The organism is Methylocapsa sp. S129, assembly GCF_009765995.1.
Classification (GTDB): domain Bacteria; phylum Pseudomonadota; class Alphaproteobacteria; order Rhizobiales; family Beijerinckiaceae; genus Roseiarcus.
Genome location: NZ_LMUI01000030.1, coordinates 43,007 through 67,662 on the forward strand (window position 1 = coordinate 43,007; position 24,656 = coordinate 67,662).

Annotated in this window: 24 protein-coding genes and 1 pseudogene; 19 read left to right on the forward strand and 6 right to left on the reverse strand. The window is 60.0% G+C overall.

Features of this window, described 5'->3' with window-relative positions; translation table 11 throughout:
* Positions 1-270: 270 nt before the first annotated feature.
* On the forward strand, positions 271-831 hold the full coding sequence (locus GSQ90_RS17865) for a hypothetical protein (protein ID WP_158816230.1): 561 nt from the start codon (positions 271-273) through the stop codon (positions 829-831).
* Positions 832-961: 130 nt separating this feature from the next.
* Positions 962-2,839 (forward strand): potassium transporter Kup, encoded by a 1,878-nt coding sequence (locus GSQ90_RS17870; RefSeq protein ID WP_371418407.1) that lies wholly within the window; start codon positions 962-964, stop codon positions 2,837-2,839.
* Between the two features lie 9 nt (positions 2,840-2,848).
* Here the strand turns inward: GSQ90_RS17870 and GSQ90_RS17875 are convergent, their stop codons facing one another.
* Positions 2,849-3,925: a tartrate dehydrogenase gene (locus GSQ90_RS17875; protein WP_158816234.1), complete on the reverse strand. Its 1,077-nt coding sequence runs from the start codon at positions 3,923-3,925 to the stop codon at positions 2,849-2,851.
* 105 nt (positions 3,926-4,030) lie between these two features.
* Positions 4,031-4,232 (reverse strand): annotated as a pseudogene (locus tag GSQ90_RS17880) (sugar ABC transporter substrate-binding protein); the annotation flags it as partial.
* Between the two features lie 451 nt (positions 4,233-4,683).
* Between GSQ90_RS17880 and GSQ90_RS17885 the strand changes: the two are divergent.
* The 4 genes from GSQ90_RS17885 to GSQ90_RS32890 all read left to right on the forward strand — a co-directional run bounded on the left by GSQ90_RS17885 (position 4,684) and on the right by GSQ90_RS32890 (position 9,584).
* Positions 4,684-5,427 carry a response regulator transcription factor gene (locus GSQ90_RS17885; protein WP_158816236.1) on the forward strand — a complete coding sequence of 248 codons (744 nt, stop codon included), beginning with the start codon at positions 4,684-4,686 and terminating at the stop codon, positions 5,425-5,427.
* Positions 5,428-5,607: 180 nt separating this feature from the next.
* The gene (locus tag GSQ90_RS17890; RefSeq protein ID WP_158816238.1) at positions 5,608-6,459 is read left to right on the forward strand and encodes a DUF1217 domain-containing protein; all 852 of its coding nucleotides are present in this window, start codon (positions 5,608-5,610) and stop codon (positions 6,457-6,459) included.
* A 159-nt stretch (positions 6,460-6,618) separates the two neighbouring features.
* Positions 6,619-8,694: a DUF6165 family protein gene (locus GSQ90_RS17895; protein ID WP_158816239.1), complete on the forward strand. Its 2,076-nt coding sequence runs from the start codon at positions 6,619-6,621 to the stop codon at positions 8,692-8,694.
* Between the two features lie 431 nt (positions 8,695-9,125).
* A complete protein-coding gene (locus GSQ90_RS32890; RefSeq protein ID WP_371418408.1) occupies positions 9,126-9,584 on the forward strand; it encodes a GNAT family N-acetyltransferase in 459 nt (152 codons plus the stop codon).
* A 60-nt stretch (positions 9,585-9,644) separates the two neighbouring features.
* Here GSQ90_RS32890 and GSQ90_RS17905 read toward each other — a convergent pair whose 3' ends face one another.
* The 3 genes from GSQ90_RS17905 to GSQ90_RS17915 form a co-directional block, all read right to left on the reverse strand.
* A complete protein-coding gene (locus GSQ90_RS17905) occupies positions 9,645-10,904 on the reverse strand; it encodes a RimK family alpha-L-glutamate ligase (RefSeq protein ID WP_210254924.1) in 1,260 nt (419 codons plus the stop codon).
* A gap of 94 nt (positions 10,905-10,998) precedes the next feature.
* Positions 10,999-11,472 carry a hypothetical protein gene (locus GSQ90_RS17910; protein ID WP_158816243.1) on the reverse strand — a complete coding sequence of 158 codons (474 nt, stop codon included), beginning with the start codon at positions 11,470-11,472 and terminating at the stop codon, positions 10,999-11,001.
* 132 nt (positions 11,473-11,604) lie between these two features.
* Entirely contained in the window at positions 11,605-12,054 is a 450-nt protein-coding gene (locus tag GSQ90_RS17915) for a hypothetical protein (RefSeq protein WP_158816245.1), read from the reverse strand.
* 558 nt (positions 12,055-12,612) lie between these two features.
* Here GSQ90_RS17915 and GSQ90_RS17920 point away from each other — a divergent pair.
* From GSQ90_RS17920 to GSQ90_RS17980, 13 genes are all read left to right on the forward strand, one after another.
* Positions 12,613-13,893 (forward strand): flagellar hook protein FlgE, encoded by a 1,281-nt coding sequence (locus GSQ90_RS17920; RefSeq protein ID WP_158816246.1) that lies wholly within the window; start codon positions 12,613-12,615, stop codon positions 13,891-13,893.
* 33 nt (positions 13,894-13,926) lie between these two features.
* Positions 13,927-15,480, forward strand: a complete 1,554-nt coding sequence (gene flgK, locus GSQ90_RS17925) for a flagellar hook-associated protein FlgK (protein ID WP_158816247.1) — start codon at positions 13,927-13,929, stop codon at positions 15,478-15,480.
* Positions 15,477-16,517 (forward strand): flagellar hook-associated family protein, encoded by a 1,041-nt coding sequence (locus GSQ90_RS17930; RefSeq protein WP_158816248.1) that lies wholly within the window; start codon positions 15,477-15,479, stop codon positions 16,515-16,517. The genes flgK and GSQ90_RS17930 overlap by 4 nt, the downstream gene beginning before the upstream one ends.
* 116 nt (positions 16,518-16,633) lie before the next feature.
* Positions 16,634-16,981 carry a flagellar biosynthesis regulator FlaF gene (flaF, locus tag GSQ90_RS17935; RefSeq protein ID WP_158816249.1) on the forward strand — a complete coding sequence of 116 codons (348 nt, stop codon included), beginning with the start codon at positions 16,634-16,636 and terminating at the stop codon, positions 16,979-16,981.
* 7 nt (positions 16,982-16,988) lie between these two features.
* Positions 16,989-17,399 carry a flagellar biosynthesis repressor FlbT gene (gene flbT / locus GSQ90_RS17940; RefSeq protein WP_158816250.1) on the forward strand — a complete coding sequence of 137 codons (411 nt, stop codon included), beginning with the start codon at positions 16,989-16,991 and terminating at the stop codon, positions 17,397-17,399.
* Between the two features lie 12 nt (positions 17,400-17,411).
* A complete protein-coding gene (gene flgD, locus GSQ90_RS17945) occupies positions 17,412-17,816 on the forward strand; it encodes a flagellar hook assembly protein FlgD (protein ID WP_158816251.1) in 405 nt (134 codons plus the stop codon).
* Entirely contained in the window at positions 17,813-18,079 is a 267-nt protein-coding gene (fliQ, locus tag GSQ90_RS17950; RefSeq protein ID WP_158816252.1) for a flagellar biosynthesis protein FliQ, read from the forward strand. The genes flgD and fliQ overlap by 4 nt, the downstream gene beginning before the upstream one ends.
* A gap of 153 nt (positions 18,080-18,232) precedes the next feature.
* A complete protein-coding gene (gene flhA / locus GSQ90_RS17955) occupies positions 18,233-20,323 on the forward strand; it encodes a flagellar biosynthesis protein FlhA (RefSeq protein ID WP_158816254.1) in 2,091 nt (696 codons plus the stop codon).
* Positions 20,320-21,111, forward strand: coding sequence for a flagellar biosynthetic protein FliR (locus GSQ90_RS17960; protein ID WP_210254925.1), 792 nt, complete (start codon positions 20,320-20,322; stop codon positions 21,109-21,111). The genes flhA and GSQ90_RS17960 overlap by 4 nt, the downstream gene beginning before the upstream one ends.
* Before the next feature lie 3 nt (positions 21,112-21,114).
* Positions 21,115-21,513 (forward strand): hypothetical protein, encoded by a 399-nt coding sequence (locus GSQ90_RS17965; RefSeq protein WP_158816256.1) that lies wholly within the window; start codon positions 21,115-21,117, stop codon positions 21,511-21,513.
* A gap of 92 nt (positions 21,514-21,605) precedes the next feature.
* Complete coding sequence (locus GSQ90_RS17970; protein WP_158816257.1) at positions 21,606-22,190, forward strand: rod-binding protein; 585 nt, start codon at positions 21,606-21,608, stop codon at positions 22,188-22,190.
* Positions 22,191-22,267: 77 nt separating this feature from the next.
* Entirely contained in the window at positions 22,268-22,594 is a 327-nt protein-coding gene (locus GSQ90_RS17975; protein WP_158816258.1) for a flagellar protein FlgN, read from the forward strand.
* Between the two features lie 4 nt (positions 22,595-22,598).
* Entirely contained in the window at positions 22,599-23,060 is a 462-nt protein-coding gene (locus GSQ90_RS17980; protein WP_158816259.1) for a hypothetical protein, read from the forward strand.
* 241 nt (positions 23,061-23,301) lie between these two features.
* Here GSQ90_RS17980 and GSQ90_RS17985 read toward each other — a convergent pair whose 3' ends face one another.
* A complete protein-coding gene (locus tag GSQ90_RS17985; protein WP_174247500.1) occupies positions 23,302-24,375 on the reverse strand; it encodes a peptidyl-alpha-hydroxyglycine alpha-amidating lyase family protein in 1,074 nt (357 codons plus the stop codon).
* Positions 24,376-24,656: the final 281 nt, after the last annotated feature.

Genomic DNA, 24,656 nt, shown 5'->3' on the forward strand with positions numbered 1-24,656 from the left:
TCGGCCTGCGTCGCCCTGCGCGGCCTCTTCAGGCACTGTTCACGCTCGGGCTTGCGGAACGCCCGCGGTCCGCGACGTCGGGGGACGCGGATTTCGATATTCGCCTCGCCTCAATTCCGGCGTCCTGGCGCGGGCGGCGGGAATAGCGCCCCAAACCTTCCGTCTCATCCAGCGAGCCTGCGACGCCGCCTTGGATATACTTTGCATCTCCAAGGCTACGCATAGATTCCGTCGCCAAGCGCTCAGAACGCGTCAAAACCTGCGCAAGGCATGCGAATTGGCGTCACAGCCAACGCCAATCGTGGCGACCGTGTGACGTCGCGTCCCTCCGTTATATGGGCAAGCGCCATCAACGCCGATACCGACCCGCAGCTTGCCGGATTATCGGCGGTAAATGACTCCGACCTCGACGCCATCCCGCTCCGCGCCGCCTCGGCGCATTGCGGCTCGGCTTTATCGGCGCGCGTCTCACAGTTGCGTAGTCGCGACAAATTCTTTCTGAAAGACAGAACCTGTGTTACCTTGATAGCAAATCGCCCTAAGCCCGGCGACTATTTCAACCAAACGGCCGCGACTATCCAAAAACCGCAATTTTCCGTTTTTCACTTGCAAACCATTGATATCAAAGAATCCCGCCAGATAGAAATTTGGAGAACTTCGAAGAATTCTTGGGGGCCGCTAAAATTGTTCAGTTATTTCAATGACGCCTGTCGTGACGGCCGCGTCGCTGCAAATTCTTGCAAACCCCGTTCTTCCTCCCTGACCGCGTCGCGCGCGCTGGCGCTGCTGCTTGGCCAAGTCGTCAATCGCATGTCACGATGCCGGGCGTAAGAGCTATGGATGGCACGGAAGTTGGATCGGGGGCCCTTGATCCGACTTTCCGGGATGACGGAGGGCTCTCAATCCATAAAGTGCAAAAACCCCGCGTCGAATGTTCCAACGTGAGAGGCTGCCTTTGACCATCTCCGAAACACGGCCGCGCGACGTTCACAAAAGCTCCCTGCCGGCTCTCAGCCTCGCGGCGCTCGGGATCGTGTTCGGCGACATCGGCACCAGCCCGCTCTACACATTCAAGACCGTGCTCGACCTGACGGGCGCCCATCCCGACGCCAGCGTGATTCTGGGGTCGCTGTCCCTGATCCTGTGGACCCTGGTTATCATCACCTCCATCAAATATGTCGGCTTCGCGATGCGCGTCGACAATGATGGCGAGGGCGGCATTCTTGCCTTGATGTCGCTGATCGGCATCAAGAAGGGGAATCGTCCGGTGATCGTCGCGGTCGGCCTGTTCGGCGCGGCGCTGATCTATGGCGACGGCGCGATCACGCCGGCCATATCGGTGCTTTCGGCGCTCGAAGGATTCGAGCAGGCGACGCCGGGCCTCACGCCCTATGTGCTGCCGGCCGCGGTCGTCATTCTCGTCGCGCTTTTCGCCATTCAGCCGCAAGGCACGGCGCGCATCGGGCGCGCGTTCGGCCCGGTCATGCTCGCCTGGTTCGTTGTGATGGCAGTCCTGGGCGTTTACGGCATCGCGCAGCATCCGAGCATCGTGGCGGCCGTCAATCCGATTTACGGCCTGCGCTTTCTCTTCTCGGGCGGTCTAGCGAGCTTCCTGGTGCTGGGCGGCGTCTTCCTCTGCGTGACGGGCGCTGAGGCGCTTTACGCCGATATGGGACATTTCGGGCCCGTGCCTATTCGCATCGCCTGGAATTTCGTCGTCCTGCCGAGCCTGTTGCTGAACTATGCCGGGCAGGCGGCGCTGGTGCTGGAAGGCGCCCCGACAGACGGCAATATCTTTTACCGCCTGTGTCCCGCGCCATTGCTGATGCCGCTGATCGTGCTGGCGACGGTCGCCACCATCATTGCGAGCCAATCGATCATCACCGGCGCGTTTTCGATGACGCGGCAGGCGATTCAACTCGGCTGGATGCCGCGTCTCGCGATCAAGCAGACCTCGTCCGACGGCTACGGCCAGATCTATGTCGGCGTCGTCAACTGGCTGTTGATGCTCGTCACGCTCGGGCTGACTTTGGGCTTTGGCAAGTCCGACAATCTGGCGGCCGCCTATGGCATTGCGGTGTCGCTGACGATGCTGATGACGTCGGTGCTGCTGTTCATCGCGATGCGCGAGATTTGGGGCTGGAGCCTGTGGGCGGCCGGTCTGGTCGCGGGCGGCTTTCTCATCGTCGACGCCGCGTTCTTCGCGGCCAATCTGGCCAAGGTTTTCGAAGGCGGCTATGTGCCGCTACTGCTGGCGGCCGCGGTCTATGGCGTGATGTGGATATGGCATCGCGGCGCCGGGGCGGTTCACGCGCGTATGCTGGAGACCTTTACGCCGATCGAGCCGTTCCTCGCCAAAGTGCAATCGGGCGCCATTCCGCGCGTTCCTGGCGCCGCTGTCTTCTTCACGCGCACGGTGCAGGGCGCGCCGCCGGTTCTGATGTGGCATGTGAAGCACAATCGCGCGTTGCATGAGTTCGTGCTCGTGCTCAGACTGGTCGTCGTTTCGACGCCGCGCGTCGCCCAAGCGGATCGCCTGACGTTGACGCGAACGGAGCCGAATTTCTGGCGCGCCGAGGCGCGCTACGGTTTTATGGAGACGCCCGACGTTCCCAGGCTTCTGCACGACACCAGAGCGATGGGCTGCAACATCGATCTGGATGACGTGACCTATTATGTCGGCCACGAAACCATCGTGTCGCGCGATGACGGCCTAGGGCTGCCGCATTGGCAAGAGGCGGTCTTTTCCGTCATGGAGCGCAACGCCTCGCGCATCAGCGATTTCCTGAAACTGCCGAGCGACCAGCTTGTCGAAGTCGGACGGCAGATCGCGATTTGAGAGTGTTTGCTACACGTTGTCGCCGAGAATCGCGGCGACGACCGCATCCGTGACGGCGCGCGTCGTCGCCGCGCCGCCAAGATCGGGCGTATGCAGCGCCGGATCGGCGGTGACGCGCTCGATCGCGCGCATCAGGCGGTCGGCCGCGCGCCTCTCGCCGATATGCTCCAGCATCATCGTCGCGGTCCAGAATGCGCCGACGGGATTGGCGATTCCCTTGCCGGCGATATCGAAGGCCGAGCCGTGAATGGGCTCGAACATCGAGGGGAACTTCCGCTCAGGATTGAGATTGGCGGTCGCCGCGATGCCGAGTGAGCCGGCAAGGCTGGCGGCAAGATCGGACAGGATGTCGGCATGCAGGTTGGTGGCGACAATCGTGTCGAGCGTCGCCGGCTTCATCGTCATGCGCATGGTCATCGCATCGACCAGCATTTTGTCCCACGCGACATCGGGAAACTCGCGCGCCACTTCGGCGCCGATTTCGTCCCACATCACCATGGCGTGGCGCTGCGCGTTCGACTTGGTCACGATGGTGAGAAGTTTGCGCAGGCGCGAGCGCGCCAGTGCGAAGGCGAAGCGGAAGATCCGTTCGACGCCGGCGCGCGTCATGATCGAGACGTCAGTCGCAACTTCCTCGGGCAGGCCGCGATGGACGCGCCCGCCGACGCCGGCATATTCGCCCTCCGAATTCTCGCGCACGATCACCCAATCGAGTTCGGGGCCGGCGACGTGGCGCAGCGGGCTGACGATGCCCGGCAGGATGCGGGTCGGGCGGACATTGGCGTATTGATCGAAGGGCTGGCAGATCGCCAGGCGCAATCCCCACAGGCTGATGTGATCGGGCACGTCGGGCGCGCCGACGGCGCCAAAAAAGATCGCATCGTGGTTCTTGATCTGGTCGCGTCCGTCCTGCGGCATCATCAGTCCGGTCGCTTTATAATAATCCGAGCCCCAGTCGAAATGATCGAAGGCGAGATCGAATCCGCCATCGCGCCGGGCGAGCGCGGCGAGAACCTCGATGCCGGCGGCAATCACCTCCTTGCCGATCCCGTCGCCGGGAATAGCTGCGATTCTGTAGCGCTTCATCGGACAAGCTCCATAAGATCAGCCGCGGCGTGGGATTAAAAAAGAAGAGGCGCCGAAGCGTCTCCGGATTTCGTTCATTATGCACGGCGGCCAGGAGATTTCCGATCACTTCTGGATGCAGGTGGCCGCGGTCGCCGCCGTGCATTCGTCCAAGCCCGTGAATACCGGATCGTCGACCTTGTCGCCTTCGACCAGGTCGATCATACAGTCGGCGCCTTGTAGCTCATTTCGAACGCCGCTGGCCGGCGAGGGTTTCGACCCGCCCTTCCTTGCCCATCGCTGCTTCATCGCCGATCATATCGGCGGCGGCGCTCTCGCTGTCGAGCGGCGGGATTGTCGCCCATGAGCTGGCTGGCGATGAGCTCATCCTGGCATGGATACTTGATAGATTGGCCGATATTTGCGCCGTCGCGCGTGCTGGGTTCGCGGCGATAAGTCGATCTGCGCCGATCCCGCGGCGGCCAAGAGCCAAATTCCACTGATCTATCGACGACAATCTGCCTCTGCTGACGCCGCATGGGCGAAGCGAACGCGTGCGCGCGGCGTTCTTTTTCAAATTGGGGCAACTACTTAACTGAAAATTAACCATCCTGGCTTTACAGTATATTACGTTAAGGAAATCAAAAAGAACGAGTTCATGATTCGCTGGGGGCGAATTATCTCCAAAAAATTAGAGTCTTTAAAGGCGATACTGTCAGCATAGGCAGTCTCGCCGATGAAGAATGCGCATATCGCTCATTGTGCGGCGGGGCCTAATCATGTTTGTTATAGTCGATGAAAGAACAGTGGTTGCCGGCGGGTATGCTTCTAGTTTTGATCGCGAAGGGATATCTTCTGCCGGCATCGATCCCGCCGAATTCCGGGATTGGATCGGAAAGGTCAGCGAGAACGACATTCTCGCCATCGAGGCCTTCCTGATCGGCGACTGCGTGGAACGCGAGGCCTATCCGCGCCTGATCAGAGAACGGTCAAAAGCCCCTGTCATTATCCTCAATGAAAGACAATCGCTCGATCAGACTTTGGAGCTTTTCGCCGCTGGCGTCGACGACGTCTTGCGCAAACCGGTTCATGTGCGCGAGATCCTCGCCCGCGTCGGAGCGATCAACCGCCGCAATCAAGGCGAGGTCGATCATGAAGTCATCGGCGAAATGTGCGTCTACTTCGACGGACGCGATCCGGAGGTCAATGGCGAGGTGCTGCCGCTGCCCAGGCGCGAACGGCGCATTCTGGAATATTTTGTGAGCAACAAGGGCCGCAGAATAACCAAGTCGCAAATATTCAATTCGATCTACGGCATTTTCGACGAAAACGTCGATGAGAACGTTGTGGAAAGCCACATCAGCAAACTCCGCAAGAAACTGAAGCATCGCCTCGGCTTCGATCCGATCGATTCGAAGCGCTACCTCGGCTATTGCCTGGAAAAACTGCCGACCCCAGCCGCCTGTCAAAAAGGAGCCGCGCCGGCCGGGCAATGGGCGGCGGCGTGGCCTCAGGGTTGGTGACGAAGCGAGCCTCAAGAGGCCTCACGCATGTCTCGCCGTGGGAGAACGCGAGCGGGTCTCTTAAGAAATCATCAATTTTGACCGCGTAACTATTGACTGTTTCTTTGCGAGCGGCGAGCGCCGATTTTCGCGGGTTGACGCGTGGGCCTGCGAACGAGGCTGCGATGAGAATGAATTGACATGACGAACACCACGTCAACCTATCTGACGGTCATGCAGAACCTGCCCAAAATGCAGGCGATGACGGCTGCCAATCCTGCTGTCAAAACGGCGAGCGCCTATTATGCCGCCAATATCGGCAAAGTCACGTCGATCGATGATTTTGTCGGCAATTACCGGCTTTTGTCCTACGCCCTGGACGCTTATGGGCTGGGCGACCAAATCAATTCGACGGCGCTGATAAAACAGGTCCTCGAGGGCGGCGTCAGCAATTCGAAAAGCCTCGCCAATACGTTGCCGCAATGGACGGCTTTCGCGACGGCTTTCAACTTCGCCGCGAACGGCGCTTCGTCGGTCTCTACGTCGACAGCCATCGCAACGACGGAAAGCAACTACGACGAGCAGCAACTGGAAAGCAACGAGGGCCAGCAGGACATTGGCGTGCAGCTTGCGCTTTATTTCAACCGCGTCGCGCCGACTGTGACAAACGCGTATGGCATTCTCGCGAACCAGAACTTGCTCGAAGTCGTCGAAACGATTTTTGGCCTGCCGTCCTCGTTTTCCGCGGAGAATATCGACGTCCAGGCCAAGACTCTCAACAATCTCTTCAAAATATCGGATCTGCAAGATCCGGCCAAACTGCAGCAGCTTACCGAACGTTTCACCGCCGCCTATGACATGACTTATGGGGGTTCGTCGTCGTCAACGACATCGCTGACGGTATCGGGGTCGTCGTCATCTTCGTCGTCGTCCACGCCTTCGGCCGCCATCACGATATTGAGCGGCATTATTAGTTCGAACAGTTCCAGCAGCAGCTCCATCTTCAGCAACGCCCTGTTGGAAAGCCTGCAGAGCTTCACGCTCGGCGGTTAATTCGGCGCTCTCTCCTTCCGGAATGGCGTCCAGCTCAAAAAGGCGGCCCGTCCCTTGGTGGCGCGGAGCCAGTCTGGCGCAAGCATCTTGTTGTCTCATCGCCCCCTGCCGTCGCCCCAGAGGCTCGGGGCTGTTCCTCATGCCTGGATACATGCAACGATGAACCAATCGTCCCAGTCTTTCGTGCCTGACAAGACAGTGTGGCCGGAAAAACTGGACCGACGCCACTCCATCGAGCAGCTTCTGGAAACGCCGATCGTGGGAAAGTTCGATGGGCCCGCGCCGGCTGAGATTTTTTATAATTGCGGGACTGCTCTGTGGAATCGCGGGCGCGCGCCCGAAGCCATCGAAATGCTGGACGCCGCGCTGCGGGCGCGGCCGGATTATCCCGAGGCCTTGTGCCTGGGCGGCTTCATCCTGGGGGAGGCCGGCCAATTTGAAGCCGCCCTGCGTTTCTATGGCCAGGCGCTGAGCTTCAAACCCGACTATCTCGTCGCTTTGTCCAATCTGGGGAAACTGCTTTTCAATCTTCGCCGTTTTGACGAAGCGCTCGCCGCTTTCGACAAGGCGACCGCCATCGCGCCGACCAACGCCGACGGCTGGAACAATCGCGCTGGCGCGTTGCGCGAATTGGGTCGCCTGGAGGAATCGCTCCTCGCTTGCCGGAAAGCGATGGAGTTGCGCCCCGATTTTGCCGAGGCGACTCTCAATTGCGGCACCGCGCTGATGAAGCTCGGCCGTCACGAAGAAGCGTTGCCGTTCTACCAAAAAGCCAAAGCGCTCAAGCAGGATTTTGCTGTCGCTATGTGCGGCGAAGGCTTGATTTTGAAAGCGCTCGGTCGATTCGACGAGGCCTTGGCCGCATTCGATGAGGCCGTGCGGCTCGGCGACGTCGACTCCATCAGCAATAGGGGCTGCCTGCTTCTGATGCTGGGCGATTTCGAACAGGGATGGGAGGGCTACGAAAGCCGATGGCTCGCGGGCAAGTCGCTGAAAGACGCTTTGGGTGTCAAATTTCCCGACTGGTCGGGCAAGGTTGTCGCAGGCGAGCGGCTTCTCGTCATGAACGATCATGGGTTAGGCGATACGATTCAGTTTTCCCGCTATGTCGTGCTGGCGGCGCGGGCCGGCGCCGAAGTGACATTTCTCTGCCCGAAGAAACTGCATCGCCTGTTCGCGGCCTATGACGGCGTCCGTCTTGTCGACGAGATACAGGCGTCGGAGACATTCGACGCGCAGATCGCGGTCAGCAGCATGCCGCGCGCATTTGGCACGCGGCTTGAGAGCGTTCCAGCGCCTGTTCCGTATTTGAAGCCCGAAGAGGCGCTCCTCGCGAAATGGGCCACGCGCATCGGCGCACATGGTTTCAAGATCGGGATCAGTTGGCAGGGCAATCCCAATCCGGAGGCCGATATCGGTCGCTCCGTTCCGCTCGCCGCATTCGCCAGCCTGGCCGCTTTGCCCAATGTGCGTCTGATATCGATTCAGAAGGGCGTGGGATCCGAACAACTCGTCAATTTGCCTCCGGGCATGGCTGTGGAAACGCTGGGGGCGGATTTCGACGCCGGCCCTGACGCTTTCGTCGATACGGCGGCTGTGATCGCCCATGTCGATCTTGTCGTGACCTGCGATACTTCGATCGCCCATCTCGCCGGCGCGTTGGGCGCGCCTGTCTGGGTGGCCTTGAAGCACGTGGCGGAGTGGCGTTGGCTGCGCGAGCGCGCGGATTCGCCGTGGTATCCGTCCATGCGGTTGTTCCGCCAGAGCGAGCGGGGCGACTGGAGCGGTTTGTTTGCGCGCATTACGGCCGCTCTCGATCCGCTCGTCAGACAGGAGAGCCCTGCGATCCCCGGGCAAGCGATCGCCATTCCCGGCGCGGTCGGCGAATTGATCGACAAGATCACGATACTCGAGATCAAATCCGAGCGGATGTCGGATGCGGGAAAACTGCGCAATGTCCGCAACGAACTGAGGCTTCTCCTCGCGCTGCAGAAAAACGAAGACCTGAATCCTCCGCCTCTCGACGGTCTGAGGACGAGCCTAAAGGCGGTGAATGCGGAGCTGTGGGAGACCGAGGACAACATTCGAATCTGCGAGAAGAACGATGATTTCGGGCCGACGTTCATCGCGCTCGCGCGCGCCGTCTATAAGCTCAACGACAAGCGCGCTGCGTTGAAGCTCGAAATCAATCGGCTGCTTGGCTCCGCGATCGTCGAGGAAAAATCCTACGCTTGACGCCTGTTCGATAGATAGGCGTCGTCGATCCGTTGCGATTTCCCCATCGTCGCCGCACTATGACGATCAGCCATATCGACGCTTAAGGTTGAAAGCACGTGTCCGCTGATGCGCTAACTGGAGCCGTTTCTTTCGCATATGCGTGGCATCGCGCTTTCGGCAATGCGAGCTTCGACACGGCGCTCGCCAAGTTTGTCGTCAACGAGGCGCATCCCCGCGTCTGGTCCGCGAACCACGTGAGCCGCGTCAGCGCTTCGACCCCGGCCGAGATCGAAGCGGTCCTTGCGATAATCGAAGATCGTTTCGTTCATTGTGAGTACCGCGCCGTCGTCGCGGATTGTTTCACCCCGCCTTCTTTCGTCGCCCGGCTTGCATTGGATGACTATCGAGAACAAACGCCGGTCGTTCAAATGGTTCTTGCCGATGAATTGATGCACGTTGCATCGGCGGACGTTGTCCTTCACGCGGTCAACACGGATGCGGATTGGGCCAATCTCAACCGGCTGGTCGAAATCAATTTCGAAGAGGGTCTTCGCGCGGGGCGCACGCGGTTGCCGGAAGATGTGGTTCGCGGCATTGTCGATGGATACAGGCGAAAAAGCCGGATCGCCCAGTTCTTTATCGCAGAGACAAGTCGCGAGCCCTGCGCCTATGGCTCCGCAATTGTATGCCCAAATGATCTTGGGATGCTGGAAGATTTCTTCACGCTGCCCCAATGCAGAGGTCGCGGGATTGCATCGGCTATAGTCGGCCATTGCGTCGGGCATTGCCGCAGCAAGGGGAGCAGCAGCGTCTTTATCGGCGCGCGTGCGACGGAACGCGCCAAGCATCTTTACGCCCGGCTCGGGTTTAAGCCGCTGATGATCTCGCGCGAATGGGTCAAAGGCTAGGCTCTGCTTTCCGCCCGGATTGAACCAGTGATCCAGGCGCCAGGCGTTTGGCTTTGTCCGCTAGGAAGGCGCCGCCGTGCGTGCGGCAAGCGCGCGGCTTCGCAGCATCGCCTGGAAAGCGCCGAACAGCTTTTTCATCTGGCTCGCTTTGTACGGAAATACGTCTTCGGGATCCATCGCATGAACGATCATGGCGCTCCCGACCTCGAAGATCAGCAATTCGCCGTCTCGCGTCTCGGCGCAATCCATAATCAGATAGTCGAGACCCGAACGTCGGGCGACTTCTCGCAGAGCCTTTTGGTGACGAGCGCCGAAACCTTCGTCAAAATCCCGCATGAATTTGGCTTCTTCGGCGCGATTTTGCGGGTTATCGATCATGTCGGCGTTGAGATAATGGATCATCCAATGGCTTGATATCGCCATGTGGCAGGCATAGGCCCGTCCGTCGATCAGGGCGACGCGATATTTTCGGAACAGGCCGTCCGTTCCGCGATAATCGACAAACGGCGCGATGAAAAACTCAGCCTGGGCGTATTGGGTGAGGTAGGCGACAAGCGCCGCGCGATCGTCGATCTTCTTCAGCCCTTCGCCTGCATGCGAGCCGACCGGCCGCGCGATGATCGGAAAATGGCAGTCCGGCGGGATTTGTTCAGGCTGCACTTCGCTTGTGCTGAAACTCATGAGGCTCGCCCTGTCGACGCGCGCATTGACCGGCATGTAAGCGCCGGGAACGGAGGCCAGAAGAGTCCAGGCGCCATCCCTCGTCAATCGAGAGATCCGATCCGGCTCATTGAGAACCGGTCGCGGCCATGTCTTGACGCGGCTGGCCAGTAGATCGAGCGCCGATTTATTCGCGTCCCCTTCAGCCACGACGACAAAGGCCAGATCGTGCGGCGGAATGATTTCGGGCAGCGGGCATCCGGGGACGATGTAGAGAACGTCGAGAGCGATGTTGGCGCTCTCTAGCAGAAATTCGATCGGCGTATTGGCCATGAGATCGCCGGGCGTCGCCAGCGCCAGAACCCTCAACGGGTCCGAGGCGGCGCTGGCCGGCGCGTGACGGTAAAATCTGTGCAGCTTGAGCGCCTGCGCCTGAAATCGCGCGCGATTATCTTCCCGTCCCCGGAAAAGCTCCAGCAAGGAAAGGTCCATAAGGGCGCCGGCGTCTTCCGAATTGCGCCGGCTGCGATCGATCAGCGATTGCGTGATCGGCCCGAGATCGGCGCCGCGGAACGCCATCTTGGCGAGTGCGGCAAGTCCTATGAGGATCGGCGGTTGTTGTTCTTCCCTAGCAATATCCAGGATATCGGAGTCGATCACAGGGGGGCCTTTTTTGCTGAGAAGAAGCCTTCGGCGACATCAGGTTTATCCAGCCAATCTTGCTTCGGGCTGGCTGATCGCGCGCTTGGCGGCGCTAATCGGGCACCGCGTAATATCGCCCGCGCAGCGCCGCCCGGTCGCTTGGCTTTATCGAGACAGGCGCCGAGGTCGGGCAGTAGCGAACGCCGAGCAAGGAGCCCCGGCGCCATATCGTCGTGACGACGTTGAGGGCGCCTGTTTCGTCATCGTAGAGCACGCAGCGAGCGGGCAGACCGACATTCTTCATCAGCTTCAGGCAGAGACCTTGGGCGGATTGATCGCGCACCAGGCATTCGCAAATGAAAGCGCTCTGCGAGTCGAGCAGCTTGGCCGAGCGCAGACGAAGGCGTCGACGCGCGCTCGATCGCTTCTCTCTGGGCCTTTCGCCAACGGGCGGATCGTTTGGCGGCGGCGAGACAATTTCATAGGAGACCAAGCTCTGACGCGCGAGAGACTTGGTCATCAGGCGCTTGAGGCCGGAAGGCGCCGGCCAGCGGTGCAATCGGACCCCTTCCAAATTCACCGCCATCGACGCCCTCCGGCAAGCCGCAAGCCAATTGGCTCGCAAGGTTTCGATACGCCTGACCGGTCGCATTCGCGGCGGCGCTTCAACTTCAGGCGTTCATTTTCGCAGCGATGGCTTTTCCCAGACTGACGCTGGTCATGAAGCGGCCGTCTTGGGGATATTCAGCGGGTCGACCCCGGCTTCGCGTCCATTCTCCAGTTTCGCGCCAGCCTGTGATTCTATCAGAGGGTGAGGCATTCGTGGAAAGGGCTGATACAGCATGACGCAGGAAACATTGTCTTCTCTGAGGGCGCTCGGCGACCAACTCCGTATTCGCTTGAACGAATCGCCGGAATTTCGGGCGCTGACGGTGATCGACCGGACGATTCTCGAGCTTTCGGATATTTTGAATTTGTCCGCGCCGGCCGCGCCTAACCGTGTCGCGCCGCCGAAGCCTGTCGACGCATCGCCAAGCGAGCCTTCCGCCACGGTCTCGAACATCCGGCCGCATATCGAAACAACGGCGCCCGGCGCGACCAGCAGCCAAAGCCGGATGGCGAGGGCGATCGCCGAAACGATCGCCGCTAAAGCGGGTTCGCCTTCCATGCCGGCGCCTCGCTTCAATCAGGCGCTGAGAGTCGCTTCGTAAAGCCGGCGGCTCACAAGCCGCAGGACTTTTGCGATTTCTTAAATCGACTTGGCTAGTCTGCCGAAAGGTCATGAAGAGCCGAGTTTGCGTATGGTGCGCCGGGTTATCGAGCAGATCGAACAATTGCATTCTGCGATTTCGGCGCGAAACGACGAGCCGCAATCCGCTCTGGTGGAGCAAACATTGGCGCGCTGCCTGTGCGAGCTTCGCGCGATCGTCGCGTTTGAGACGCGCGATCGGGTGAGGCGACGCCCGCTCTTGCGAATTGTCTGACGTCTTCGCGGCGTTCACCCCCCGGCTTATTCGCGCGCTTGATCTCCTCCTCGCCGGCCAGGCGATCCGGGCGCATGCGCCGCTGCTTTCAGAGATGTTTTGTAACGCCGCCCGCGCGCGAATCGCACAGCCCGTCCGGGCAAGTTATCGGCGCCGCTGAGCGAGAATCCTCGTCGCTCATCAGCTTCGCGCAAGGGTGCCGGTGTTAAGTCGAGTTCACCGCAAGTCTGAGGGACAGGTCAATGAGTGGCAATATTATGAACGCCGCCGTAATGGGCATGAACGCCCAAACGAGCTGGCTGGCGAGCATCTCCCAAAATATCGCCAACTCAAGCACCACCGGTTACAAGGACGCCGAAACGCAGTTCACCTCTCTCGTCGACCAGAGCGGCGCCGGCAATTATTCGGCGGGCGGCGTCGCCACGAACACCGTGTCGATGAACAGCCTGCAGGGAAGCGTCGTCGGCACCGCCACGACAACCGACCTTGCGGTCCAGGGGAATGGGTTCTTCGTGGTCAGCGACTCGGCTGGCGACACGTTCCTCACCCGCGACGGCTCGTTTGTGCCCGATTCTTCGGGAAATCTGGTCAATGCGGCCGGCTATTATCTGATGGGCTACAGCACAGCGGCTGGCGCCGCCAGCCCATCGGCGAACTCGACGACCGGCTTGGTGAAAGTCAATGTGGACCAGAACAGTCCGCCGCTACCCACCGCGACGACATCGGGGGTCTTCTCAGCCAACCTGCCGTCGACGGCGGCCGTCGTTCCCACGGCGTCTGCGCCCGCCGCAGGCGGCACGACCTATACGGAGAAAACATCGCTCGTCACCTATGACGATCTCGGCGCGCCCGTGACGCTGGACGTATATATGACGAACCTGGGGAATAACGCTGCCGGCGATCCGCAATGGGAAGTGGACGTTTACAATTCAGCGGACGCCGCTGCGGGCGGAGGCCTTCCTTACACACCCGCAACGCCTATGGCGACGTCGACTCTCGTTTTCAGTCCAACGACCGGCACCCTGACTGGGGGCTCCAATTTGACCAACGGGGACTTGTCGATTGCGATTCCCAACGGCCAGACCATGAGTCTGGATATGAGCGGCATGACGCAGGTCGCGTCCGCTTATGCTGTCAGCACCGCGACCACCAATGGCAATGCGCCCGAAACTCCGACCGGGCTGAGCATCAGCGCCAATGGGACTCTGTCCTACACTTACGCCAGCGGCGCGACGACGGCCGCCTACGACATTCCGCTTGCCAATGTGGCGAGCCCGGACAGCCTGACCTCGGTGAACGGCACGGTTTTCTCGACCAATGTCAATTCAGGCCAGATTCAGGTCGGCACGGCGGGCACGGCCGGATTCGGGTCAATCGAATCCTCTTCTCTTGAGAGCTCGACGGTCGATCTCGCCACCGAACTGACGGCGATGATCCAGGCGCAAAGCAGCTACGAAGCCAATTCGAAGGTGTTTCAGACGGGCGCCAATCTGCTCGACATCCTAAACAAAATTCAGGCGTAACCATCCAGCGTCTGGCGTTCAGGGAACCCGCTCATGAGCTTGTCCTCCGCGTTCAACATTATCAATTCATCGTTCAATGCAAACGCAAGCCAGACGGCCGCTATATCGAGCAATATCTCGAACGCGAGCACTACGGGATATACGCTCAAGACCGCCAATCTCGCCACCAACTCTTACGGCGGCGTGGAGGTCAGCTCCATCACCCGAGCGACAAATGTCGCCCTTCTTGAGCAAATGCTGGCCGCGAACTCAACCTCGGCCCAGCAGTCGGCGCTGGCGAACGGGCTCACCCAATTGAGCGCCACGGTGAACGACAGCACGTCGGTCTCCTCATCGTCGTCGACGACCACCGCGTCGGGGCAATCGCCTTCGGCGATGCTGGCGAACCTGGACTCGGCGCTTCAGAATTACGAGGCGTCGCCGAGCGATGCGACGGTCGCCCAATCGGTCATCACCGCGGCTTCGCAATTGACCTCCTCGCTCAATAGCGCAACGGCGACGGTGCAGCAGGTTCGCTCCCAGGCGGACGCTGGCATGGCGACGTCCGTCGCCACCATCAATTCGCTGCTGGGCCAGTTTCAGACCGTCAACAACACGATCGTCAGCGGCCTTCAAAGCGGCGCCGACGTCACCGACGCCGAGGATTCACGCGACAACATCCTGAGCCAGCTCTCCCAGCAGATTGGCATCTCGACGGTGACGAGCGCCAATGGCTCGGAGTCCATCTACACCGATAGCGGCGTGACGCTCTTTCAAACGACCGCGCGCGCTGTGACTTTCACCGCGACGCCGACATTGACGGCGGGCGCATCGGGCAATGCCGTGATAGTCGATGGCGTCCCAATCACCGGATCTTCGTCGCCCATGGCGATCCAGTCGGGCGCGCTTGCGGGTCTGGCGACGTTGCGCGACACCGTAGCGCCTCAATACCAGGCCCAGCTCGACCAGATCGCGAGCGGGTTGATCAATGCATTCGCGGAAACCAATCAGGCAAATCCGGCGACGCCAGATCCGTTGCCGGGACTTTTCACCTATCCCGGCGTTACCTCCGCGACCGTCTTGCCGACCGCCACGACCGTTCCCGCCGGGCTCGCGGGCCAGATCGAAGTCAATGCAAGCGTGGACCCCAGCCAGGGCGGCAACGCCAATCTCCTAAGGGACGGCGGCATCGCCAACACCACGGCGGGCGAGCCCACGGGGGATACGGATTACACCTACAATACGACCGGGGCCGCGAGCTACACCACGCGAATTCAGCAGATGATCAGCGGGATTTCGGCAACCCAGTCGTTCGATCCGACCGCCGGCGCCGGATCGAGCGACAGCCTCACGGCCTATGCCGACGCATCGGTGAGTTGGGTGCAAGGTCAATACCAGCAGGCGTCCGATCAGGCTACGTCCTCAAGCGCCTTGGCGACGACGGCGTCGCAGGCGCTGTCGAGCGCGACGGGCGTCAGCCTCGATAACGAGACGTCGCAAATGCTCAGCCTTGAAAACTCCTATCAAACCACGGCCAAACTCCTCACGACGGTGAACAATATGTTCTCTTCGCTGCTGACGGCTGTAACTGCGGTGCTCCCTGCATGACAAACTTCATCTCCACGCAATATTTGTCATCCTCTCTCCAGCTTTCCATCCTGAAGCTACAGACGCAGCTCGCCACTGCGCAGAACGAATCCACAACGGGACAATATGCCGATCTCGGGCTTCAACTGGGCAGCCAGGCAGGGCAGGAAATCTCGTTGCAGAACGAGAACGGCATGCTTCAGACGTACACCAACACCAATGCGGCGGTCGCGACGAGCTTGAGTACGACGTCGACCGCGCTCGACACGCTTCGGACGAACGCGCAAAACACGATCAACAGCTTGACCGAATGGTCGGGGGAGACGGATTCCGGATCGCAGCTCCAAACTCTTGGCTCTTCCGGGTTGCAATCCCTTATCGCGACAGCCAATACGTCGGTTAGCGGGCAATATGTGTTCGGAGGCATCAACTCCAGCGTGGCGCCAATGACCACCTATACCGGCACCGCCACGCAGACCGCCGTTCAGAACGCATTCTCGACCTATCTCGCCGGGCTCTCGCCGCCAGCCACCGCAGCAACGGTCACGGCCACGCAGATGCAGACTTTCCTGGCGTCGCCAAGCCTCACCAACCTGTTTCAAGGCGCGGGGTGGTCGGCCAACTGGTCGTCGGCTTCCAGCACCAATATCAGCAGCAACATTTCACCGACCGAGACGATCGAATCAACGACAAACGCCAACCAACCCGGATTTCAACAGCTTGCCCAGGGCTATGCGCTGCTGAGCGAGTTCACGGGCACGACGATCAATTCGGCGGCGCTGCAAGTGGTTGCCAACCAGGCCAGCAGCCTCATCAACCAGGGCCTGACGTCTTTGACCACGACGGAAGCGACAATCGGCTCCGCCCAGCAAAGCGTGACCGACGCCAATAACAATATGTCCGCCCAGATGACCATTCTGCAAACGCAGATCGGCAACCTCGATAATGTCAACGCGTATCAGACCGCAACGGAAGTCAGTTCCCTGACGACGCAAATCCAGACCGCTTATTCGCTGACCGCTGCGCTGCAGAAGCTCAGTCTGGTGGATTATCTCTAGAGCCTTGTCCGCCCAGGGCGGAATCGAAACGGGTTTCAGGTCTTTGTTTCGGTATTTTCACGCGAAGCGGACGCCGCTTCGATAGAAAGCGTCACAGGCGCCATCGAGGATGATAAATGTATCAGTTTTCCTACGCAGAAGTCGCCGAAGAATCGCCGCAGGAAATGCGGGGGATGGAGCGGCGCGTTCTCGATCAGGCGCTCGAACTTCTACACGTCGCTCGCAGCAAGGGACCGGGATCAAGAGCGCTCGTCGACGCTCTTTTCTATTATCGGCGCCTCTGGTCGATATTCATGGACGATCTCGCAAATCCGGAAAATGAATTGCCCGAGGAATTGCGCGCTGGGCTGATCTCCATTGGCATCTGGATGGTCAAGGAAATCGAGCTTGTCCGGTCCGGAAAAGCAAATGACCTCACTGCAATGATCGAAATCACCGAAATTATTCGCGACGGATTGAAGTGAGGCGACAATGAATATCTCACTCCGCGCGGACGAAAAACTCTATATCAACGGCGCCGTTTTCCGCGTCGATCGGAAAGTCTCGATAGAATTGCTCAATGACGTGACGTTTCTTCTCGAAGCGCACGTCATGCAGGCCCATGATGCGACGACGCCGCTGCGGCAAATTTATTTCGTCATTCAGATCATGCTGATGGACCCCGGCGCGGCTTCGGCGGCGCTGGAACTGTCGCGTAAGCTGATCGACGCGGCGCTGCGCACATTTGAGAACCGGGAGATTCTGTCAGGCCTCAAAGCGGTCGACGAGATGGTCGTTTGCTCGCGCCATTTCGATGCGATGAAGACTCTTCGCGCCCTGTTTCCCCTGGAGCGAGCCACCATGACCGGAAGCCCGAAAGCGTCCACCTCTCACGCCGCCTGAAAGGCATTTGCCATGACTGTCAGCCCCACTTCCTCAGTATCGTCCACCACCTCGTCCAGCGCCGCGGCGGCCGCGCCGTCGGCCACTGTCGACTACAATCAGTTTCTTACATTGCTGATCGCCGAGATAAAAAACCAGGATCCGACTCAACCGATGGATCCCACGCAGTCGGTCACTCAGCTCGCGACCATTTCGGGCGTCCAGCAGGCGATGCAATCCAACGCCACGCTCAGCTCCCTGTTGACGACTTCATCGCTGTCGCAGGCCGCATGGTTGGTTGGCCAGACGGTCACCTCTGCGGATGGAAAAACAACGGGCACCGTCGCGTCCGTCGCCGTCACCTCGACGGGCAATACAGCGACCCTGACGAACGGAAGCACGCTCGCTCTGACCTCCGGCATAAGCATCGGCTCATGAACGAGGCGGACGCGCTCGACCTGATCCAGGCGGCGATCTGGACGATCATTGTCGGTTCGGGCCCGGCGGTCGCCGCGGCGATGGCGGTCGGCATTGTCGTCGCGCTGATCCAGGCGTTGACGCAGGTGCAGGAGATGACGCTGACTTTCGTGCCCAAAATCGTGGTCATTTTCGCCGTCATCAGTCTGACCGCCCCGTTCATCGGCGGCCAAGTCTACGCCTTCACCGAAATGGTCTACGGGAGAATCGAAAAAGGTTTCTGAAGAGGTTCGCGTGACGACCGCGCGGCCTCAGAATTCCGGCAAAAAAACTCCCGCGCAAATCTCCACCCGCTTGGCCGGGAAACCTCCTCGATGGGGAGACTGGCGCAAGCTTGGTATCGCACTCTTGTCGAAAGTTGAGATGAGGGGCACAGTATGACAAGCACGGCATTGGCGGCTGCGCCCGTTGCAAGCCGCAGTGGCGGCAAGGACATCGGCTTTGCGGTCGCCATCGTCCTCATTCTCTGCTTTTTCTTTCTGCCGATCCCGGCGATCCTCATCGATCTGGGGATCGCCTTTTCGATAGCGCTGTCCGTCCTGATTCTGATGGTCTCGCTGTGGATTCAAAAGCCGCTCGAATTTTCGGCCTTTCCGACGGTGCTGCTCGTTGCGACGATCCTGCGTCTCGCGCTTAATATCGCGACCACGCGTCTGATCCTATCGCATGGCGCCGAAGGAATGACCGCGGCGGGTTATATCATCGGCGGCTTCGCCAATCTTGTCATGGGCGGCGACTTCGTCATCGGCATCATTGTCTTCTTGATCCTGATAACGATCAATTTCCTCGTCATCACCAAGGGCGCCACGCGTATTGCCGAAGTCGGCGCGAGATTCACGCTTGACGCCATCCCGGGCAAGCAAATGGCGATCGACGCCGACCTTTCGGCCGGGTTGATCGACGATAAGCAGGCGCAGCATCGTCGGCGCGAACTCGAGGAGGAAAGCTCCTTCTTCGGCTCGATGGACGGCGCCTCGAAATTCGTGCGCGGCGACGCGATCGCCGGGCTGATCATTCTGGCCGTCAATATTTTCGGCGGCATTGTCATCGGCGTCACGCGCCACAGCCTGACCTTGTCGAGCGCCGCCGATATATTCACCAAGCTTTCGGTCGGCGACGGTCTAGTGTCGCAAATCCCCGCGCTTATCATTTCGCTCGCGGCGGGCCTTCTGGTCGCGAAGGGCGGAACGCGCGGCTCGACGGAAAAGGCGGTGCTCGGCCAGCTCAGCCATTATCCGCACGCTCTGTTTCTGGCGGCGTTGCTGATGTTCATTCTGGGTGTGGTTCCCGGCCTTCCTTTCACGCCTTTCGCGATCCTCGGCGGCGTGATGGCGTTTGTCGGCTATGCGCTCCCTAAGCAACTGGCGAAGGATCGCGCCGTGGTCGCGGCGGAAGCGGCTTTGAGCGAGGAAAAAGCCAGAGCTGAGGCGAAGGGCTCGGTCAAGGAACAACTCAAGGCCTACGAGATCGAATTGTGCCTGAGCCGGCAGCTCACCACAAAGTTTCTCGCCTCGCATGAGGAGATCGGATCGCGGGTCGCTAAAATGCGTCGAAAATTTGCGCGCCAATACGGCTTCGTTGTACCCGAGATCAAACTCACAGACGATTTCAAGGCGCCCGCTAAGTCGTATCAGATCCGCATTCACGGCACGGTGGTGGCGACGCAGGAATTGCGGCTTGGCGAGTTTCTGGTGATTGTCGGCGACGGGCGGGCGCCGAATGTGCCGGGGGATGAGGTTCGCGAACCGGCCTTCGGCATGAAGGCGATGAGCATTTCCGAGGCCTTCCTCAATGATGTCAAGCGACAAGGTTTCAATACCGTCGACTCGATGTCCGTGTTGTTGACCCATTTGAGCGAGGTTATTCGCAACAATTTGTCGCAGCTTCTCTCCTACAAAGACATGCGCGCCCTGCTCGACCGGCTGGACCCGGAATATAAGCGGCTGATCGATGAAATCTGCCCGTCGCAGATTTCCTATTCGGGTCTGCAGGCTGTGCTCAAACTCTTGCTCGCCGAGCGCGTGTCGATCCGCAATCTCCATCTGATCCTTGAGGCGATCGCCGAGATCGCTCCTCATGCGCGCCGGCCCGAACAGATCGCCGAGCATGTTCGCGTGCGCATGTCGCAGCAAATCTGCGGCGATCTCACCGACAAGGGCGTGCTGAAGGTGCTGCGCCTTGGCAATCGCTGGGATCTGGCGTTTCACCAAAGCCTCAAGCGCGACGCCAAAGGCGATGTCGTCGAATTCGACATCGATCCGCGCCTGGTGGAGCAGTTTGGCGCCGAGGCCTCCACCGCCATTCGCGCCCGCATGGACGCTGGCCACCAGTTCGCGGTTGTCGCCACCGCGGAGACGCGGCCCTATGTCCGCATGATCCTCGAGCGCATGTTTGCGACGCTGCCGGTCCTGTCGCAGCTCGAAATCGCCCGCGGCTTCGACGTCGAATCGCTGGGAACGATTGCGTGACGGATTTCGCCTCGGATTTCGGCCTGGATCCGCATACGGCGCTGGGTCCGCACATGATCCTGGGGACCTTCATCCTGTTCTGCCGCGTCGGCGCCTGCCTCATGCTGATGCCGGGGTTTTCCAGCCCGCAAATCCCCACTCATGTCCGGTTGTTTCTCGCCCTCGCCGTCACTCTAGCGCTGGCGCCTCTCCTGCTCGCCCATATCCCGCTCCAGGCGCTCAGCGAGGAGCCTCTGACGGCCCTGCGGTTCATCGGCGCCGAGCTTCTCGTCGGCGCCACGATCGGCATGCTCGGACGTCTCTTCCTGCTTGCGCTGGAAACGATGGCGACCGCCGGCGCGATGGCGATCGGCCTTTCCAATCCGTTCGGCGTCGTCGGCGAGGAATCGGAAATCCTGCCGCCCTTCGTCACTCTCATCACCCTGTCGGCGACGGCGCTCATTTTCGTGATGGACCTCCATTGGGAAGTCTTTCGCGGCATCGCCGATTCCTATGTCGCAATACCCGTCAAGGAAAATTTCGACGTCAATTTCTCGCTGCTTCAATTCAGCAAATTGTTGACCAGCACATTTCAGATCGCGTTGCGCATCAGCGCGCCGTTCATCATCTACACCGTCATCATTCAAACAACGGTCAGCGTGATCAATCGATTGACGCCGTACATCTCGATATATTTTATCTCGACGCCCTTCGTCATATTCGGCGGATTGTTCCTGACCTATATGGTCGTCAAATCATTCCTTGATCAATTTATGGTTGGATTCTTATCTTGGCTCTCGGCGGGATAGATAATGAAGCAACGGCGCAAATCTCTGGCGAAAATTCTGGCCCTTCAGGATCAGCTGCATAAATTGAACGCGTGGAAGCTCGCCGCGCTCGATCAGCAGCGCGCCGCGCTTGAAGAAGCGCAGAAACAGACGATCGAGGCGATCGATCGGGACGTGACGATGAACGGCGTTCTGGTTGCCGGCGCGACCCGCCATTTGCGCGGCATCGGCCGGAAGATCGAAGCGGTCAAGTCCGAGCACGTCGTGCAAACGCGGCTTTCGCTTGAGCAGGGCGTCCGCACCAAGCTCGCCGAACGTCTGGTCGACAGCGTCGACGCCAAATATCGCAAGCAGCAGGAGCGCAGCGACCTTGGCGATTTGATCGAACGTTCGCTCGCCAAGGGAAGCGCAAGCTCGGCATAAGGCCTGTGGACGATATTGTCGCCACGCAAGGCTCGCCTGGAAAGACTTGCCTGGGATGTCTTGCGCGCAAAAAGCCCGCACGGAAGAAGCTTATGGCCATCAAACCGTCCTCGGATATCGTACTTGAGGTGCTCAAGGCCGCAGATCCTCTTCGCGCCCAGGCGACGACCCAGAGGCTCCAGGCGCTTGGCGCGGGCAGCGTCGAGGACGCGGACGATTTCGCCAAAGCGCTCGACGCTACGGCGCAACCGCCCGCCGCCAGCCCCGAAGTCGCCCCAAACGCCGCCAATATGCGCGATCGTCTCGACAGCATCAGCCTCGATGCCGCCAATGATCAAAAAGCGGCGCGAACGCAGCTCGAATTCGAAGCCTCGATCCTGAAAACTTTCGTCGACGCGATCCTGCCCAAGGACGAGTCGGACGTCTACGGACAGGGTACGGCAGGCGATATTTGGAAGTCGATGCTCGCCGATCAGATCGCGAGGCAGATCGCCAAATCCGGCGCGTTTGGCATTTCCAAGCGATTGTTCTCCTCGCATCCGCTGCCCAGCCACGCTCATACAATCGCCGCAGCATCCGGCGTCTTGAGCGACGCAGCCGCGCGCGGCGCAGGGGACAGCCTTGAGGGCGGCTTTCGCCACGGCGCATTTCTCTCGGGAGTCAGCAACAGATCATGAGCAGCCCGTCGCCTCGCCGGCTTATGTCGTCTGCGGCCGTCGCCTCTTCCCGGTTGGCAGGCACTGTAGAAATGCTCATGCCGGCGATCGAGCGATTGCAGAACGCGCTTGACGCCGAGAATGCCCAGATCGCCAGCGGCAGGGTGGTCGATTTCAAAGAGTTCAATTTGCGCAAGAGCCAGGGCTTGCTGGAATTGTCGCGCCTCATGCCCGCGCTGGCGGGCGCCGAGATCGGCTTGAGCCTGCGCGTCGCGCTGGTCGGGTTGCGGGCCAAGCTCGAGGACAACCGGCGGATATTGCGCGTGCAATTGAAGGCAGTCCAGGAAGTCTCGGAAATTATCGCGCGCACGATCCAGGCCGGACAATCCGACGGCACCTATTCCGCCCACTCCTGGAGAGACTAGGGCCATGGTCAAGCTCGTTCTCGTTGGCGTCTGGGCATGCCTGATGACGCTCGCATCGAGCTATGGCGCGAGCTATTGGAAAGCGAGCCAGGAAAAGGCGGCGGCGGCGGTCGCGCAAGCCTCGCCAAACGTCGAATATAAAAAGACGAAGGAATTCAACGTTCCCAAAATCGCTGACGGCGCGATTCAGGGCTACATCATCGCGCAATTGTCTTATTCCGTGGATTCGAGCGCGCCGAAGAATCTTGCGACGCCGCTCGAAGCCTTTCTGCTCGACGAGGCGTTCCGCTACATCTATGCGGACGATTCCATGGATTTCAATAATATGAAGAAATACGACCTGCAAAAACTGACCAAAACCCTGGTGCAGAACGTCAACACCCGCCTGAACGCCAACGTCGTCAAGGAAGTGCTGATTCAGGAATTCAACTATATGACGCGCTCGGACATGAAGAAGCAGATGTAGCCGCGCGCGGCTGTCGAGCGCGACGGCATGTCGGCCTATTCGCGCCGATGCGGCGGCGATCGAGCTTCTTGTCGCAATCCTGACGAATAAAATCGGACGGCTGGCGCCTGATTGGTCGACGGGCGGCTTTCGACCCGAAGCTGTCATTCGATCGGTCTATTTCTCCGCTTCAACTCTTATGACCTTGCCGCAGTCCCGGATTCAGAAAACGAAGTTCGGACCTCCTCATCGAGTCCAGACCTCACGCGTGCAAAACAAGCTTCTGTATGCGCCAGTTCAGGAGTTCAGCGACATAGAGTACGTCTTTCGATGGACAGGCCATCTGGTGAATCCATCCGAATTGCTTGAGCTGCTTGCCAGATTGGCCAAGGACCCCCAGCAGCTTGCCGTCGAGCGTCAGCTTGTAAATCCGACCCGGAAAGGCGTCGGCGCTATAGAGTACGGGGTTCGGCCCCGGCGAGATGCAGATCGCCCACGGCGAACCGGGGGCGAAGGTGCCAGCAGCGATCGCCGCTTCATCCGGCATGTTGCCGATTGCCGGCTGCGCATCGGGCGGCGCCGGCGCATCGATGGTGAACTGGCGCAGGAAATGACCGTCGCCGTCGAAGACTTGAATGCGTCGGTTGCCGCGATCAGCGACATAGACGTCGCCTCCGGCGTCGACCGCAATGCTATGCGGCGTATGGAACTGGCCCGGGCCAGAGCCTCGCTCGCCCCATGACTTGATCCAGTTTCCGTCCTTGTCCACTTTGGCGATGCGCGAGTTGATATATCCATCGCTAATATGGGTGTTGCCGGCGGCGTCCCAGGCCACGTCCGTCACCTGGCGGAATCGGCCGTTTTCGGCCGGCAGCGGCGGATTGGGATGCTTTAAAGGGCCTGTCTCCTCGTCCGCCGCCTCCTGTTTGCGGCCAAACACCATGTCGACGCGGCCGTCCGGCGTGAACTTAATCACCATGTCCGAGCCTTTGTCGGTCACCCAAATATTGTCGTGCGGGTCAACCTTCACTGTGTGAGCGAAGGACCACGCGTAGAGATTATGTCCGATCTCGCGCAGAAACCGTCCATCGGAACCAAATTCGAGAAGTTGAGCCGCGGCCGCGCCATAGGCTGGCCCCGTTGTGTTGCCGCGCGAGAGCACGAATACGTGTCCTTTGGAATTGAGCGCAACGCCCGAAACTTCACCGAAGTAGAGGTCCGGGGGCAGACGCAGCAGATTGTGAACGGAGTCGTAAGCGATCGTTGGCGCCGTATCGGCGAAGGCAAGTCGCGGCGACAGTGTGAGCCCCGCAATGCTCCCGCCAGCGGCCAACATAAAGCGGCGTCGATCCAAGCCTCCACTCAGACCATCGCCACAACACGGGCAGCAGGGCCGAATTCGAAGCCTCATTTCTCCCTCCATTCGTCGATTGCATTGGACTATTTCGCGGCCCTTGCCGACTGTCCACCGAAAGCTTCAAATTGTAATTGCACGGGTTCCCGAGCTGCAGCTCCGTGCGGCGCTTGAACTTGACGGCGGCGACAGACTTCGTGGCAAGCGCCCGCGCTATAATGGCGTCAACGTTGCCTGGGCGGGCGTCATCGGCTCGCGGCTTA

Excerpts from the sequence above, each read along its gene's own strand:
- GSQ90_RS17865 (WP_158816230.1), top strand. The coding sequence starts at position 271 with ATGCGAATTGGCGTCACAGCCAACGCCAATCGTGGCGACCGTGTGACG.
- GSQ90_RS17875 (WP_158816234.1), bottom strand. The coding sequence starts at position 3,925 with ATGAAGCGCTACAGAATCGCAGCTATTCCCGGCGACGGGATCGGCAAG.
- GSQ90_RS17885 (WP_158816236.1), top strand. The coding sequence starts at position 4,684 with ATGTTTGTTATAGTCGATGAAAGAACAGTGGTTGCCGGCGGGTATGCT.
- GSQ90_RS17890 (WP_158816238.1), top strand. The coding sequence starts at position 5,608 with ATGACGAACACCACGTCAACCTATCTGACGGTCATGCAGAACCTGCCC.
- GSQ90_RS17895 (WP_158816239.1), top strand. The coding sequence starts at position 6,619 with ATGAACCAATCGTCCCAGTCTTTCGTGCCTGACAAGACAGTGTGGCCG.
- GSQ90_RS32890 (WP_371418408.1), top strand. The coding sequence starts at position 9,126 with ATGCACGTTGCATCGGCGGACGTTGTCCTTCACGCGGTCAACACGGAT.
- GSQ90_RS17910 (WP_158816243.1), bottom strand. The coding sequence starts at position 11,472 with ATGGCGGTGAATTTGGAAGGGGTCCGATTGCACCGCTGGCCGGCGCCT.
- GSQ90_RS17915 (WP_158816245.1), bottom strand. The coding sequence starts at position 12,054 with ATGGAAGGCGAACCCGCTTTAGCGGCGATCGTTTCGGCGATCGCCCTC.
- GSQ90_RS17920 (WP_158816246.1), top strand. The coding sequence starts at position 12,613 with ATGAGTGGCAATATTATGAACGCCGCCGTAATGGGCATGAACGCCCAA.
- flgK (WP_158816247.1), top strand. The coding sequence starts at position 13,927 with ATGAGCTTGTCCTCCGCGTTCAACATTATCAATTCATCGTTCAATGCA.
- GSQ90_RS17930 (WP_158816248.1), top strand. The coding sequence starts at position 15,477 with ATGACAAACTTCATCTCCACGCAATATTTGTCATCCTCTCTCCAGCTT.
- flaF (WP_158816249.1), top strand. The coding sequence starts at position 16,634 with ATGTATCAGTTTTCCTACGCAGAAGTCGCCGAAGAATCGCCGCAGGAA.
- flbT (WP_158816250.1), top strand. The coding sequence starts at position 16,989 with ATGAATATCTCACTCCGCGCGGACGAAAAACTCTATATCAACGGCGCC.
- flgD (WP_158816251.1), top strand. The coding sequence starts at position 17,412 with ATGACTGTCAGCCCCACTTCCTCAGTATCGTCCACCACCTCGTCCAGC.
- fliQ (WP_158816252.1), top strand. The coding sequence starts at position 17,813 with ATGAACGAGGCGGACGCGCTCGACCTGATCCAGGCGGCGATCTGGACG.
- flhA (WP_158816254.1), top strand. The coding sequence starts at position 18,233 with ATGACAAGCACGGCATTGGCGGCTGCGCCCGTTGCAAGCCGCAGTGGC.
- GSQ90_RS17965 (WP_158816256.1), top strand. The coding sequence starts at position 21,115 with ATGAAGCAACGGCGCAAATCTCTGGCGAAAATTCTGGCCCTTCAGGAT.
- GSQ90_RS17970 (WP_158816257.1), top strand. The coding sequence starts at position 21,606 with ATGGCCATCAAACCGTCCTCGGATATCGTACTTGAGGTGCTCAAGGCC.
- GSQ90_RS17975 (WP_158816258.1), top strand. The coding sequence starts at position 22,268 with ATGCCGGCGATCGAGCGATTGCAGAACGCGCTTGACGCCGAGAATGCC.
- GSQ90_RS17980 (WP_158816259.1), top strand. The coding sequence starts at position 22,599 with ATGGTCAAGCTCGTTCTCGTTGGCGTCTGGGCATGCCTGATGACGCTC.
- GSQ90_RS17985 (WP_174247500.1), bottom strand. The coding sequence starts at position 24,375 with ATGTTGGCCGCTGGCGGGAGCATTGCGGGGCTCACACTGTCGCCGCGA.